The sequence below is a fragment of the Aeromonas sp. FDAARGOS 1404 genome, from assembly GCF_019047085.1.
Lineage (GTDB): Bacteria > Pseudomonadota > Gammaproteobacteria > Enterobacterales > Aeromonadaceae > Aeromonas > Aeromonas veronii.
In genome coordinates, this window is the sequence record NZ_CP077237.1 from 2626857 (window position 1) to 2642500 (window position 15644).

General features: G+C 55.7%; 11 protein-coding genes. All 11 read left to right on the plus strand.

The features are described from left to right. Positions 1-157 precede the first annotated feature (157 nt). The 11 genes from rpoB to tuf all read left to right on the plus strand — a co-directional run bounded on the left by rpoB (position 158) and on the right by tuf (position 15570). A complete protein-coding gene (gene rpoB, locus I6L34_RS12245; protein WP_075116112.1) occupies positions 158-4186 on the plus strand; it encodes a DNA-directed RNA polymerase subunit beta in 4029 nt (1342 codons plus the stop codon). Positions 4187-4277: 91 nt separating this feature from the next. Then, the gene (gene rpoC / locus I6L34_RS12250; protein ID WP_005339899.1) at positions 4278-8582 is read left to right on the plus strand and encodes a DNA-directed RNA polymerase subunit beta'; all 4305 of its coding nucleotides are present in this window, start codon (positions 4278-4280) and stop codon (positions 8580-8582) included. A 194-nt stretch (positions 8583-8776) separates the two neighbouring features. Beyond that, entirely contained in the window at positions 8777-9493 is a 717-nt protein-coding gene (locus tag I6L34_RS12255) for a transcriptional regulator (RefSeq protein WP_005339902.1), read from the plus strand. Positions 9494-9517: 24 nt separating this feature from the next. Further along, complete coding sequence (locus I6L34_RS12260) at positions 9518-9898, plus strand: RidA family protein (protein ID WP_005339904.1); 381 nt, start codon at positions 9518-9520, stop codon at positions 9896-9898. Between the two features lie 84 nt (positions 9899-9982). Next, positions 9983-10375, plus strand: a complete 393-nt coding sequence (gene tusD / locus I6L34_RS12265; protein WP_075112885.1) for a sulfurtransferase complex subunit TusD — start codon at positions 9983-9985, stop codon at positions 10373-10375. A gap of 8 nt (positions 10376-10383) precedes the next feature. Further along, on the plus strand, positions 10384-10743 hold the full coding sequence (gene tusC, locus I6L34_RS12270; protein WP_005341830.1) for a sulfurtransferase complex subunit TusC: 360 nt from the start codon (positions 10384-10386) through the stop codon (positions 10741-10743). 7 nt (positions 10744-10750) lie between these two features. Continuing rightward, a complete protein-coding gene (gene tusB, locus I6L34_RS12275; protein ID WP_216954766.1) occupies positions 10751-11029 on the plus strand; it encodes a sulfurtransferase complex subunit TusB in 279 nt (92 codons plus the stop codon). A gap of 182 nt (positions 11030-11211) precedes the next feature. Beyond that, positions 11212-11586 carry a 30S ribosomal protein S12 gene (gene rpsL / locus I6L34_RS12280; RefSeq protein ID WP_005306278.1) on the plus strand — a complete coding sequence of 125 codons (375 nt, stop codon included), beginning with the start codon at positions 11212-11214 and terminating at the stop codon, positions 11584-11586. A 93-nt stretch (positions 11587-11679) separates the two neighbouring features. Next, positions 11680-12150 carry a 30S ribosomal protein S7 gene (gene rpsG / locus I6L34_RS12285; RefSeq protein WP_005339911.1) on the plus strand — a complete coding sequence of 157 codons (471 nt, stop codon included), beginning with the start codon at positions 11680-11682 and terminating at the stop codon, positions 12148-12150. 75 nt (positions 12151-12225) lie between these two features. Further along, a complete protein-coding gene (gene fusA, locus I6L34_RS12290; RefSeq protein WP_021229318.1) occupies positions 12226-14331 on the plus strand; it encodes an elongation factor G in 2106 nt (701 codons plus the stop codon). A 54-nt stretch (positions 14332-14385) separates the two neighbouring features. Continuing rightward, the gene (tuf, locus tag I6L34_RS12295; RefSeq protein WP_005339879.1) at positions 14386-15570 is read left to right on the plus strand and encodes an elongation factor Tu; all 1185 of its coding nucleotides are present in this window, start codon (positions 14386-14388) and stop codon (positions 15568-15570) included. Positions 15571-15644 lie beyond the last annotated feature (74 nt).

Below are 15644 nucleotides of genomic sequence, written 5' to 3' on the forward strand. Positions count from 1 at the left end.
TTGCGCTGTAGACTGAGAGCATTTCACACCGTTTACGACTCTCGGTGCACCAGCAATCCGGACTGTCTTCTTTCGTCCGGGCCAACACAAAACGGTGTTGAGACAGAGCTGTCCCGCGGGACAGAGTGGGTCACTTATCAGCGAGCTGAGGAACCCTATGGTTTACTCTTATACCGAAAAAAAACGCATTCGTAAGGACTTCGGTAAGCGAGACCAGGTACTGGACACGCCTTATCTGTTGTCCATTCAGCTGGACTCCTTCAAGCAGTTCATCGAGGCTGACCCGGAAGGTGAATATGGCCTAGAGGCCGCTTTCCGTAGCGTTTTCCCGATCACCAGTTACTCCGGTAGTGCTGAGCTTCAGTATGTCAGCTATCGCCTGGGTGAGCCGGTATTTGACGTAAAAGAATGCCAGATCCGTGGAGTGACCTACTCCGCGCCGCTGCGTGTCAAGCTTCGTATGGTTCTGTACGACCGTGAAGCAGCTGCCGGCACCGTCAAAGACATCAAGGAACAAGAAGTATACATGGGCGAAATTCCGCTCATGACCGAGAACGGCACCTTTGTTATCAATGGTACCGAGCGGGTTATCGTCTCCCAGCTGCACCGCAGCCCGGGCGTCTTCTTCGACCACGATAAAGGCAAAACTCATTCATCCGGTAAGGTACTGTATAACGCTCGCGTTATCCCCTACCGTGGCTCCTGGCTGGACTTCGAGTTTGATGCGAAAGACAACCTGTTTGTCCGTATCGACCGTCGTCGCAAACTGCCAGCATCCATTATTCTGCGCGCCCTGGACTTCACTTCCGAACAAATCCTGGCCACCTTCTTCGAGACCATCGGTTTTGAAGTAAAAGATGGCAAGTTGATGATGGATCTGGTGCCGGAGCGTCTGCGTGGTGAAACTGCGACCTTTGACATCGTGGCCAATGGCGCCGTGGTGGTTGAGACCGGTCGTCGTGTGACTGCGCGTCACATCCGTCAGTTGGAAAAAGACGCCGTTACCCAGATTGAGGTACCGGTTGAGTATGTTGTTGGCAAAGTTGCTGCCAAGGACTACACACATCCGCAAACTGGCGAGATGGTCGTGACCGCCAACCAGGCGCTGAGCCTGGAAGCGATCGCCAACCTGTCCCAAGCCGGCTTCAAGCATTTCGAGGTTCTGTTCACCAACGAACTGGATCACGGTGCCTACATGTCCGAGACCCTGCGTGTCGACTCCAGCTCCAACCGTTTGGAAGCGCTGGTCGAGATCTATCGCATGATGCGTCCGGGCGAGCCGCCTACTCGCGAAGCTGCAGAACAGCTGTTCGAAAACCTGTTCTTCTCCGCCGAGCGTTACGACCTGTCTACCGTAGGTCGGATGAAGTTCAACCGCCGTCTGGGTCGTGAAGACGAGACTGGCGCGGGTGTACTGACCAAAGACGACATCGTCGATGTGATGAAGCGCCTGATCGACATCCGTAACGGTAACGACGAAGTGGACGATATCGACCACCTGGGTAACCGTCGTATCCGTTCTGTCGGTGAAATGGCTGAAAACCAGTTCCGCGTCGGTCTGGTGCGTGTCGAGCGTGCGGTCAAGGAGCGTCTCTCCCTGGGCGACCTGGACACCCTCATGCCGCAGGATCTGATCAACGCCAAGCCGATCTCCGCCGCAGTCAAAGAGTTCTTTGGTTCCAGCCAGCTGTCCCAGTTTATGGACCAGAACAACCCGCTCTCCGAAGTGACCCACAAGCGTCGTATCTCCGCGCTGGGCCCGGGCGGTTTGACTCGTGAGCGTGCCGGCTTTGAAGTCCGAGACGTACACCCGACCCACTACGGTCGTCTGTGCCCTATCGAGACTCCTGAAGGTCCGAACATCGGTCTGATCAACTCTCTGTCCGTGTACTCTCGTACCAACGAGTACGGTTTCCTCGAGACCCCGTACCGTAAGGTCATTGACGGTGTGATCACCGACGAAGTGGACTACCTGTCTGCTATTGAAGAAGGCAAGTACGTGATCGCACAGGCTAACGCTGCGACCACCGAAGATGGCCGTCTGAAAGATGAATTGATCCCGTGCCGTCACAAAGGTGAATCCACCTTTATGAACGCCGACCAGATCCAGTATATGGACGTGAGCCCGCAGCAGATCGTATCTGTGGCAGCGGCTCTGATTCCGTTCCTGGAACACGATGACGCGAACCGCGCATTGATGGGTTCAAACATGCAACGTCAGGCTGTACCGACTCTGCGTGCTGACAAGCCACTGGTAGGTACCGGTATGGAACGCGCTGTGGCTGTTGACTCCGGTGTAACCGTAGTGGCCAAGCGTGGCGGCGTAATCGACTATGTCGATGCCTCCCGTATCGTCCTGAAGGTCAATGAAGATGAGCTGATGCCAGGCGAAGCCGGTATCGACATCTACAACCTGACCAAATACACCCGTTCCAACCAGAACACCTGTATCAACCAGCGTCCTTGCGTGATGTTGGGTGAGCCGGTCATGGCTGGCGACGTACTGGCTGACGGCCCGTCCACCGATCTGGGTGAACTGGCACTGGGTCAGAACATGCGTGTCGCGTTCATGCCGTGGAACGGTTACAACTTCGAAGACTCGATCCTGGTGAACGAGCGTGTTGTTCAGGAAGATCGCCTGACCACCATCCATATCCAGGAACTGGCCTGTATCTCCCGTGACACCAAGCTGGGTCCGGAAGAGATCACTGCTGACATCCCGAACGTGGGTGAAGCCGCTCTGTCCAAGCTGGACGAGTCCGGTATCGTCTACGTGGGTGCCGAAGTGAAGGGCGGCGACATTCTGGTCGGTAAGGTAACCCCGAAAGGTGAAACCCAGCTGACGCCGGAAGAGAAGCTGCTGCGCGCCATCTTCGGTGAGAAGGCGTCCGATGTGAAGGACTCCTCCCTGCGTGTGCCGAACGGTGTGTACGGTACCGTGGTTGACGTGCAAGTCTTTACCCGCGATGGCGTGGAAAAAGACAAGCGCGCCAAAGAAATCGAAGAGATGCAGCTGAAGGAAGCGAAGAAGGACTTGACCGAAGAGTTCAAGATCCTGGAAGACGGCATTTTCGGCCGCTCCCGCAACCTGCTGCTGGCCGCCGGTTACAGCGAAGATCGTCTGAACAAGCTCGATCGCTCCAAGTGGTTTGAACTGGCCATCGAAGACGAAGGCAAGCAGACCGAACTGGAACAGATCGCTGAACAGCACGTTGAGCTGAAAGCCGAGTTCGACAAGAAATTCGAGAACAAGCGTCGCAAGATTATCCAGGGTGATGATCTGGCGCCGGGCGTACTGAAAATCGTCAAGGTTTATCTGGCAGTCAAGCGTCGCATCCAGCCGGGTGACAAGATGGCGGGCCGTCACGGTAACAAGGGTGTTATCTCCAAGATCTGTCCGGTCGAGGATATGCCTCATGACGAGTTCGGCCGTCCGGTCGACATCGTACTGAACCCGCTGGGCGTACCATCCCGTATGAACATCGGTCAGATCCTCGAAGTGCACCTGGGCCTTGCGGCCAAGGGTATCGGCGAGAAGATCGATCGCATGGTCAAAGAGCAGCGCGAGCTGCACGAGATGCGCAACTTCCTGCAACAGGTCTATGACCTGGGCGAGAAGGACACCCAGCAAGTGAACATCGCCGAACTGTCTGACGACGACGTACGTACCCTGGTGGGTAACCTGCGTAAGGGTCTGCCGGTTGCTACTCCAGTGTTTGATGGTGCCAAAGAGCGCGAAATCAAAGCCCTGCTGAAGCTGGCCGATCTGCCGGAATCCGGTCAGATTGATCTGTTCGATGGCCGTACCGGTAACCGCTTCGAGCGTAAAGTAACCGTTGGTTACATGTACATGCTCAAGCTGAACCACTTGGTCGACGACAAGATGCACGCGCGTTCTACCGGTTCTTACAGCCTGGTTACCCAGCAGCCGCTGGGTGGTAAGGCTCAGTTCGGTGGTCAGCGTTTCGGTGAGATGGAAGTGTGGGCCCTGGAGGCTTACGGTGCGGCATATACCCTGCAGGAAATGCTGACCGTCAAGTCTGACGATGTGAATGGCCGTACCAAGATGTATAAGAACATCGTGGATGGCGACCACCGTATGGAGCCGGGCATGCCCGAATCCTTCAACGTATTGCTGAAGGAAATCCGCTCTCTGGGTATCAACATCGAGCTGGACGAAGAGTAAGAGCTCGCTCTTATTGTTCGAGAATTGACGTGGGCGCCCCGCTGTTTTGGCAGCCGGGGCGCCGAGGTTAGACTCCTGACAGGGGAAACACGTGAAAGACTTACTCAAGTTTTTGAAGGCTCAGACCAAGACCGAAGAGTTTGACAGTATCAAGATCGGTCTGGCCTCTCCTGACATGATCCGCTCCTGGTCATTCGGTGAGGTCAAAAAGCCTGAGACCATCAACTACCGGACTTTCAAGCCGGAGCGTGATGGTCTGTTCTGCGCCCGTATCTTCGGACCGGTGAAGGACTACGAGTGTCTGTGCGGCAAGTACAAGCGCCTGAAACACCGTGGTGTGATCTGTGAGAAGTGCGGCGTTGAAGTGACCCAGACCAAGGTCCGTCGTGAGCGTATGGGCCACATCGAGCTGGCCAGCCCGACTGCCCACATCTGGTTCCTGAAGTCCCTGCCGTCCCGTATCGGTCTGCTGCTGGACATGACCCTGCGCGACATCGAGCGCGTGCTTTACTTCGAATCTTTCGTGGTAATCGAGCCGGGCATGACCAACCTCGAACGCAGCCAGATGCTCTCTGAAGAGCAGTACCTGGATGCGCTGGAAGAGTGGGGCGACGAATTTGACGCCAAGATGGGTGCCGAAGCAATCCTGGCATTGCTGCGCGCTATCGATCTGGAAGGTGAAGTCAAAACCATGCGTGAGGAGCTGGATCAGACCAACTCCGAGACCAAGCGCAAGAAGACCACCAAGCGTCTGAAGCTGATGGAAGCTTTCCTGCAGTCCGGCAACAAGCCGGAGTGGATGATCATGACAGTGCTGCCTGTGCTGCCGCCGGACCTGCGTCCGCTGGTACCGCTGGACGGCGGCCGTTTCGCGACTTCCGATCTGAACGATCTGTACCGTCGCGTGATCAACCGTAACAACCGCTTGAAGCGTCTGCTGGATCTGGCTGCTCCGGACATCATCGTGCGCAACGAAAAGCGTATGCTGCAAGAGTCCGTCGATGCGCTGCTGGATAACGGCCGTCGCGGTCGTGCCATCACCGGTTCCAACAAGCGCCCGCTGAAATCCCTGGCCGACATGATCAAGGGTAAACAGGGTCGTTTCCGTCAGAACTTGCTCGGTAAGCGTGTCGACTACTCCGGTCGTTCCGTTATCACCGTAGGCCCGACTCTGCGTCTGCATCAGTGCGGTCTGCCGAAGAAGATGGCTCTGGAACTGTTCAAGCCGTTCATCTATGGCAAGCTGGAAACCCGCGGTCTGGCGACCACTATCAAGGCCGCCAAGAAGATGGTGGAGCGCGAGGAAGCTGTCGTTTGGGATATCCTGGACGAAGTGATCCGCGAACACCCGGTTCTGCTGAACCGTGCACCGACTCTGCACCGTCTGGGTATCCAGGCATTCGAACCGACTCTGGTCGAAGGCAAGGCAATCCAGCTGCACCCGCTGGTTTGTGCTGCGTATAACGCGGACTTCGATGGTGACCAGATGGCGGTCCACGTACCGCTGACCCTGGAAGCCCAGCTGGAAGCGCGTGCGCTGATGATGTCTACCAACAACATCCTGTCGCCTGCCTCCGGTGAGCCGATCATCGTTCCTTCTCAGGACGTGGTCTTGGGTCTGTACTACATGACCCGTGCCCGTATCAACGCCAAAGGCGAAGGTATGGTGCTGGCCGGCCCGAAAGAAGCCGAGAAAGTATATCGCGCCGGTCTGGCCGATCTGCATGCTCGTGTGAAAGTACGCATTACCGAATACCTGCGTCAGGAAGACGGTTCTCTGCGTGAACACACCGAGATGAAGAACACCACCGTTGGTCGTGCGATCCTGAGCCTGATCCTGCCGAAAGGTATGGAATACGCCCTGATCGACGAGCCGAAGGTGCTGACTGCTGCAGAACAGGCTGATCTGGATGCCAATCCGCAGAACTGGATCAAGTGCGTATCCAACAAGGCGCTGGGCAAAAAGCTCATCTCCCGTCTGCTGAACACCTGCTATCGCAAGCAGGGCCTGAAGGACACCGTTATCTTTGCTGACCAGCTGATGTATACCGGTTTCCACTACGCGGCCCTGTCCGGTGCTTCCGTTGGTATCGATGACATGGTCATCCCGGATGCCAAGAAAGACATCATCGCAGCAGCCGAAGCCGAAGTTGCCGAGATCCAGGACCAGTTCCTGTCAGGTCTGGTAACTGCGGGCGAGCGTTACAACAAGGTTATCGATATCTGGGCCAGCGCCAACGAGCGCGTCTCCAAGGCCATGATGGAGAACTTGTCCAAAGAGCGTAACGTCAACTCGCTGGGTGAAGAAGAAGAGCAGGCCTCGTTCAACAGCATCTTTATGATGGCCGACTCTGGTGCGCGTGGTTCCGCCGCCCAGATCCGTCAGCTGGCCGGTATGCGTGGCCTGATGGCCAAGCCGGATGGCTCCATCATCGAGACCCCGATCATCGCGAACTTCCGCGAAGGTCTGAACGTACTGCAGTACTTTATCTCTACCCACGGTGCTCGTAAGGGTCTGGCGGATACTGCACTGAAGACTGCGAACTCCGGTTACCTGACTCGTCGTCTGGTAGACGTGGCGCAGGACATGGTGATCACCGAGGACGATTGCGGCACTACCGACGGTCTGTGGATGACTCCGCTGATCGAGGGTGGCGACGTGGTCGAGCCGCTGCGTGAGCGCGTGCTAGGTCGTGTGGTGGCAGAAGATGTCATCAAGCCGGGTACCGAGGACGAGATCCTGGTCGCTCGCAACACCCTGCTCGACGAGCAGCTGTGTGACCTGCTGGAACGCAACTCCGTTGACCGTGTGAAGGTGCGTTCTGCCATCACCTGTGAAACTGACTTCGGTAACTGTGCTCACTGCTACGGCCGTGATCTGGCCCGTGGTCACCTGGTTAACAAGGGTGAGGCTGTCGGTGTTATCGCCGCCCAGTCCATCGGTGAACCGGGTACCCAGCTGACGATGCGTACTTTCCACATCGGTGGTGCTGCATCTCGTGCCGCTGCTGAAAGCAGCATCCAGGTCAAGAACACAGGTACCATCAAGCTGCAGAACGCCAAGTTCGTTCACAACAGCGATGACAAACTGGTTATCACCTCACGTTCTACCGAACTGACCATCATGGACGACATGGGCCGTACCAAGGAAAGCCACAAGCTGCCTTACGGTTCCGTGCTGGAAGTGAAGGACGGCCAGGCCGTGAGCGCTGGCGAGACCGTTGCCAACTGGGATCCGCACACCCACCCGATCATCACCGAAGTGGCAGGTCGTCTGCAGTTCGAACACATGATCGATGGCGTGACCATCACTCGTCAGACCGACGAGCTGACCGGTCTCTCTTCTATCGTTGTTCTGGACGTCAACGAGCGTCCGAGCGCCGGTAAAGAGATGCGTCCGACCGTTAAACTGGTCGACCTGAACGGCAAAGACGTGATGATCCCGGGTACCGATGTAGCCGCCCAGTACTTCCTGCCGGGCAAGGCGATCGTGAACCTGGAAGATGGTGCCAACGTGGGCGTGGGTGACGCGGTAGCGCGTATCCCGCAAGAGTCCGGCGGTACCAAGGACATCACCGGTGGTCTGCCGCGCGTTGCGGATCTGTTCGAAGCACGTCAACCGAAGGAACCGGCAATTCTGGCCGAGATCTCCGGTACCATCTCCTTCGGGAAAGAGACCAAGGGCAAACGCCGTCTGGTCATCACCCCGACCGATGGTGGCAACGTCTACGAAGAGATGATTCCGAAGTGGCGTAACCTGAACGTGTTCGAAGGTGAAAAAGTTGAGAAGGGTGAAGTGCTGGCGGACGGTCCTGAGTCTGCTCACGACATCCTGCGTCTGCGCGGTATCAGCCCGGTCGCCAACTACATCGCCAACGAAGTGCAGGACGTTTACCGTCTGCAAGGCGTTAAGATCAACGACAAGCACATCGAAGTCATCGTTCGTCAGATGCTGCGCAAGTGCGAGATCCTGAGCGCGGGCGATACCGATCTGATCGAAGGCGAACAGGTTGAAGTGGCTCGTGTGAAGATTGCCAACCGTAAGCTGGTTGCCGAGGGCAAGACCCCTGCGACCTACCGTCATGTACTGATGGGTATTACCAAGGCATCTCTGAGCACCGAGTCCTTCATCTCCGCGGCTTCCTTCCAGGAAACCACTCGCGTTCTGACCGAAGCCGCCGTAGGTGGCAAGCGTGATGAACTGCGTGGTCTGAAAGAGAACGTCATCGTGGGTCGTCTGATCCCGGCTGGTACCGGCTTTGCCTACCACCACAGCCGGATCAACCAGCGTGCTGCCGCAGCTCGTGCTGTTGGCACCCCGCAGGTGACCGCTGATGAAGCGGAGCAGAACCTGGCGGATCTGCTGAACGCAGCCGGTAGCTTCGACGAAGAGTAACTCGTCATCCGTGATTAAAAAGGGCTCCTTCAAGGAGCCCTTTTTGTTGGCCAATTCCTCGGCAAAGGTAGACGCAGCGCGGGTTTCAGGATGATCCAGAGCAAAGTTGTAGAGTAAAAAATCAAAAAAAGTTGACTTTACTCCCCTGCAATTTAAAACTCGGGAAAGTTGAATGGTTATTACAGGGGTAGAACATGACTGTCGGTATCGAGGAAGCCATGCTTCCCGAAGAACAGCTGATCAGCCGCACTTTTACAGATGAAGACAGGGAATTGTTGCGCTCATACGATGGGCTCATCGATGGCTTGGCCGAGCTGTTCGGCAAGCATTGTGAAGTGGTTCTCCACTCCCTGGAAAATCTGCACGAGTCGGTGATCAAGATCGCCAACGGCTTCAATACCGGACGCACCCTCGGGGCGCCCATCACCGATCTCGCCCTGCGCATGCTCAAGGATATCGAGAGCACCGGCCAGGATTACACCCAGAGCTATTTCGCTCGCAGCCGTACCGGCGCGCTGATGAAGTCGAGCACCATCGCCATTCGCAACAGCGAGCGGCAAGTAGTGGGGCTTATCTGCATCAATCTGCACATCAATGCGCCTTTCCACGAGTTCGTGGCCGAATTTTTCCCGACGCCCCAGCAGGCGGCGCGTCAGTCACCAGAGACCTTCGCCAACAGCGTGGAAGAGCTGGTTGCCCAGACGGTGGATAACACCATCGACGAGATCAATCGCGATCCCACCGTGGCCAACAATGCCAAGAACCGCTTCATCGTGACCCAGCTGTTCGAGAAGGGCATTTTCGACATCAAGGATTCGATCAATCTGGTGGCGGACAAACTCAATATTTCAAAACATACCGTTTATCTTTACATCCGACAGCGCAAGCAGGGTGAAGACGAGAACGAGTAACTCATTCCAGAAGGGGATAGATGAATGGCTAAAGAAGTGATTGCAACCGACAAGGCGCCTGCCGCGATTGGTCCGTATGTTCAGGCTACCAAGGTTGGCGAGATGATCTTCACCTCCGGGCAGATCCCGCTCGATCCTGCCACCATGGAAATCGTGGCTGGCGGCATTGAAGAGCAGGCCGAACGGGTGATGAAGAACCTGGTTGCCGTGTTGCACGCTGCGGGTGCCGATGCCAGCAAAGTGGTCAAAACCACCTGCTTCCTGAGCGACATGAACAACTTCGTTGCCTTCAATCAGGTCTATGCCCGCTACTTTGGCGATGCGGCGCCAGCCCGCTCCTGCGTTGAGGTGGCCCGTCTGCCGAAAGATGTGCTGGTCGAGGTCGAGGCGATTGCCCATCTCTGATCAACAGATTGAATCAAGCCCCTCCTGGCAGGGGCTTTTTTGTTTTTGGCGTAAAATGGACCGGGTCAGCACAGGAGTCCTGCTATGAGTCTGAGTTTTGCCATCCTGGTCACGGGGCCTGCCTATGGCACCCAATCGGCCAGCACAGCCTATCGTTTTGCCCGCACCTTGTTGGCACAGGGGCATACCTTGTCCCACCTGTTTTTCTATCAGGACGGGGTCTGCAACGGCAACGGTCTGCATCTGCCAGCATCCGATGAGACTGACCTGGTGCGTCTGTGGCGAGAGCTGGCAGAAGAGCAGGGGATCCGTATCGACGTCTGCGTCGCCGCCGCCATGCGGCGCGGTGTGCTCGATGAGCAGGAGGCCAAGGGGGCAGGGCAGGCACACTTCAATCTACAAGCGCCATTTTGCCTGAGCGGTCTGGGCCAGTTGGCCGAGGCGGCGCTCACCGCCGATCGGTTGGTTCAGTTCTAGGGGGAGTCATGAGCAAGAAAATCGCCTTTATCTGCAGTCGTGGCCCCCATGGCCATGCCGCCGGTCGGGAAGGGTTGGATGCCCTGCTGGCCACCTCGGCCATGACCGATGAGCTGGCCCTCTTCCTGATTGGGGACGGCGTGCTGCAACTGCTCAAGGAGCAGCAGCCTGCCGCCATTTTGCAGCGCCACTACGCGCCCACCTTCAAAATGCTGGAACTCTATGACATCGAAGAGGTCTATGTTTGTGCTGACTCGCTGGCAGAGCGTGGCGTGACAGTGGATGATCTGCTGATCCCGGTCGAGAGTCTGCCGCGCCAGGAACTGGCTCGGCGCTGGGCACAATGTTCGACTCACATCAGCTTTTGAGGTCTCCATGTTGCATCTGATATTGAACTCTCCCTTTCAGAGTCAGGCTCTGGCAGAGGCGCTCTCATACCTTCAGCCCGAGGATGAGCTGGTACTGATGCAGGATGCCGTGATTGCGGCATCGGCCCCCCAGTGGAGCGCGCGGCTGGCGGGTATCCCGCTGTATGTGATGCAGGAAGATCTGCATGCTCGCGGTTTGCAGCATCGGGTGGGCAATGTGCTCGATATGGCGGGTCTGGTGGCACTGATTGCGCAAAAAGGTTCCCCGCGCACCTGGGGTGGCTGAGAAGCATATTTTCAAGAAAATTCAAGGTGATGTCGTGAAATCAAACGGATCCGAATTGCCCTTTTGTGACGCAAATTGTATAAATCTTGACTCCCCAGACAACAGGGCATAAAATTTCGCGTCCCCGTATCTGCGGGGAGGATTTTCCACACGTTTATGAAGTCATTATCAGGAGCCTTTTGATGGCAACTATTAACCAGTTGGTTCGCAAGCCACGCATCAAGCTCGTTGTGAAAAGCAACGTGCCGGCGCTGGAAGCGTGCCCTCAGAAGCGTGGCGTATGCACTCGTGTATATACCACCACCCCGAAGAAGCCTAACTCTGCACTGCGTAAAGTGTGCCGTGTACGTCTGACCAACGGCTTCGAAGTCACCTCCTACATCGGTGGTGAAGGTCACAACCTGCAAGAGCACTCTGTTGTTCTGATCCGTGGCGGTCGTGTAAAAGACTTGCCAGGTGTTCGTTATCACACCGTTCGTGGTGCGTTGGACTGTGCCGGTGTTAAAGACCGTAAGCAGGCTCGCTCCAAGTATGGCGTGAAGCGTCCTAAAGCTTAATGGTTCTCCGTTAAGTAAGGCCAAACGTTAATTCGTTTCTAGTTAGATAGCTTTCTAGTTTTGGGTAATCCCTGAAGTTACGGAGAATTTGAAATGCCAAGACGTCGTGTTGTTGGTCAGCGTAAAATCCTGCCAGATCCCAAGTTCGGATCAGAGCTGCTGGCTAAATTTGTCAACGTAGTAATGGTTGACGGTAAGAAATCTGTTGCAGAAGCCATTGTTTATGGCGCCCTGGACATCATTGCCACCAAATCTGGCAAAGAGCACCTGGCCGTATTCGAAGAAGCTCTGGATAACATTCGTCCGGCGGTCGAGGTTAAATCTCGTCGCGTCGGTGGTGCAACCTATCAGGTGCCGGTAGAAGTTCGTCCGGTACGTCGCAATGCCCTGGCAATGCGCTGGTTGGTTGATGCCGCTCGTAAACGTGGTGAAAAATCAATGGCTCAGCGTCTGGCTGGCGAGCTGCTGGATGCCGCTGACAATAAGGGTTCGTCTGTCAAGAAACGTGAAGACGTTCACCGTATGGCTGAAGCGAACAAAGCCTTCGCTCACTTCCGCTGGTAATCCGCTTGCGCAGGGTCTTTTGACTCTGCGCACCTTTAATTATCTAGGGACAAGCGCCTTAGTAAGAGGATGACAATGGCTCGTACAACCCCCATTGAGCGTTATCGTAACATCGGTATCTCCGCTCACATTGACGCCGGTAAGACTACTACTACCGAGCGTGTACTGTTTTACACCGGTGTAAGTCACAAGATCGGTGAAGTTCACGATGGCGCAGCCACCATGGACTGGATGGAACAGGAACAAGAGCGTGGTATCACCATCACCTCCGCCGCGACCACCGCTTTCTGGTCAGGTATGGGTAAACAGTTCCAACCGCACCGTATCAACATCATCGATACCCCAGGCCACGTTGACTTTACTATCGAAGTAGAGCGTTCAATGCGTGTTCTGGACGGTGCCGTGATGGTGTACTGTGCCGTAGGTGGCGTACAGCCACAGTCTGAAACCGTATGGCGTCAGGCTAACAAGTACAAGGTTCCCCGTATCGCGTTCGTCAACAAGATGGACCGTACCGGCGCCAACTTCCTGCGCTGTGTTGAGCACATCAAGACCCGTCTGAAAGGTACTCCGGTTCCCCTTCAGCTGAACATCGGCTCTGAAGAGAACTTCAAGGGCGTTGTTGACCTGGTCAAGATGAAAGCCATCAACTGGAATGAAGCTGATCAGGGCGTATCCTTCGATTACGAAGACGTCCCGGCCGAGTTGCTGGAACAGGCGCAAGAAATGCGCATGAATCTGGTTGAAGCCGCTGCTGAAGCTTCTGAAGACCTGATGGAAAAATACCTGGGCGGCGAAGAGCTGACCGAGGAAGAGATCAAAGGTGCTCTGCGTCAGCGCGTGCTGAACAACGAAATCATCCTGGTAACCTGTGGCTCCGCGTTCAAGAACAAGGGCGTACAGGCAATGCTGGATGCCGTGATCGAGTACCTGCCGGCTCCGACCGACGTTGCTGCTATCGACGGCCTGAAAATGGACGGCGAGACCAAAGACGAGCGTCACGCTTCTGATGACGAGCCGTTCTCTGCTCTGGCGTTCAAGATCGCTACCGACCCGTTCGTTGGTAACCTGACCTTCTTCCGTGTCTACTCTGGCGTGATCAACTCCGGTGACACCGTGCTGAACTCCGTCAAGGACAAGCGCGAGCGTTTTGGCCGTATCGTTCAGATGCATGCCAACAAGCGTGAAGAGATCAAAGAAGTACGCGCTGGTGACATCGCTGCTGCTATCGGTCTGAAAGACGTGACCACTGGTGACACCCTGTGTGACCCGAACGCACCGATCATCCTCGAGCGTATGGAATTCCCGGAGCCGGTAATTTCTATCGCGGTTGAGCCGAAAACCAAGGCTGACCAGGAGAAGATGGGTCTGGCACTGGGCCGTCTGGCTCAGGAAGATCCGTCCTTCCGCGTATGGACTGACGAAGAGTCAGGTCAAACCATCATCGCTGGTATGGGTGAGCTGCACCTGGACATCATCGTTGACCGTATGCGTCGCGAGTTCAAGGTTGAAGCCAACGTAGGTAAGCCGCAGGTTGCCTACCGTGAAACCATCCGTACCACCGTTAAAGACATCGAAGGCAAGCATGCCAAGCAGTCTGGTGGTCGCGGTCAGTACGGTCATGTTGTTATCGACATGTACCCGCTGGAAGAAGGCAAAGCCTACGAATTCGTCAACGACATCAAAGGTGGTGTCATTCCTGGTGAATTCATCCCGGGTGTTGATAAAGGTATCCGTGAGCAGCTCAAATCTGGTCCGCTGGCTGGTTACCCGGTTATGGATCTGGGTGTGCGTCTGCACTTCGGTTCTTACCACGATGTCGACTCTTCCGAACTGGCGTTCAAAATCGCTGCTTCCATGGCCTTTAAGGCTGGCTTCATGAAAGCCAACCCGGTTCTGCTCGAACCGATCATGAAAGTAGAAGTTGAAACTCCGGAAGATTACATGGGCGACGTTATCGGTGACCTGAACCGTCGTCGTGGCCTGATCGAAGGTATGGAAGATGGCCCGTCCGGCAAGATCGTACGTGCTCTGGTGCCGCTGGCCGAAATGTTCGGTTATGCAACTGCACTGCGTTCCGCTACCCAGGGTCGTGCTTCCTACGCCATGGAATTCGCCAAGTATCACGATGCACCGACCAACGTTGCACAAGCCGTGATCGAAGAGCGCAAATCCAAGTAATTTAAGATTCCCCGCCTACGACGGTAGGCGGGTTTAACCTAGAAGGACTACGTCGTGTCTAAAGAAAAATTTGAGCGTAATAAACCGCACGTAAACGTCGGCACCATCGGCCACGTTGACCACGGTAAAACCACCCTGACTGCAGCTATCACCAACGTGCTGGCCAAGCACTTCGGTGGTAAAGCTTTTGCCTTCGACCAGATCGACAAGGCACCGGAAGAGCGTGAGCGTGGTATCACCATCAACACCTCCCACGTAGAATACGACACCGCTACCCGTCACTACGCCCACGTAGATTGCCCGGGTCACGCCGACTACGTTAAAAACATGATCACCGGTGCTGCCCAGATGGACGGCGCGATCCTGGTAGTAGCAGCGACTGACGGCCCGATGCCGCAGACTCGTGAGCACATCCTGCTGGGTCGTCAGGTTGGTATCCCGTACATGATCGTGTTCATGAACAAGTGTGACATGGTTGATGACGAAGAGCTGCTCGAACTGGTAGAGATGGAAGTTCGTGAACTGCTGACCGAGTACGACTTCCCGGGTGATGACCTGCCGGTAGTTCGTGGTTCCGCACTGAAAGCGCTGGAAGGCGACGCTCAGTGGGAAGAGAAGATCATCGAGCTGGCTGGCCACCTGGATACTTACATCCCGGAGCCGGAGCGCGCGATTGACCAGCCGTTCCTGATGCCTATCGAAGACGTATTCTCTATCGCTGGCCGTGGTACCGTAGTTACCGGTCGTGTAGAGCGCGGTATCGTTAAAGTAGGTGAGACCGTAGAAATCGTTGGTATCAAAGATACCGTTTCTACCACCTGTACCGGTGTTGAAATGTTCCGCAAACTGCTGGACGAAGGTCGTGCAGGCGAGAACATCGGCGCGCTGCTGCGTGGTGTTAAGCGTGAAGATGTAGAGCGTGGTCAGGTACTGGCCAAGCCGGGTTCTATCAAGCCGCACACCAAGTTCGAATCTGAAGTGTACGTACTGTCCAAAGAAGAAGGTGGTCGTCATACCCCGTTCTTCAAAGGCTACCGTCCGCAGTTCTACTTCCGTACTACCGACGTGACCGGTACCATCGAACTGCCGGAAGGCGTAGAGATGGTTATGCCGGGCGACAACATCAAAATGGTTGTTACCCTGATTGCTCCGATCGCAATGGACGACGGCCTGCGTTTCGCTATCCGTGAAGGTGGCCGTACCGTAGGTGCTGGTGTTGTAGCTAGCGTAATCGCCTAATCGATTCGTTATATACAAACATGAAAAGGGGTGGCTTCGGCCACCCCTTTTATTTTTGGGGCTATTTATGGCCT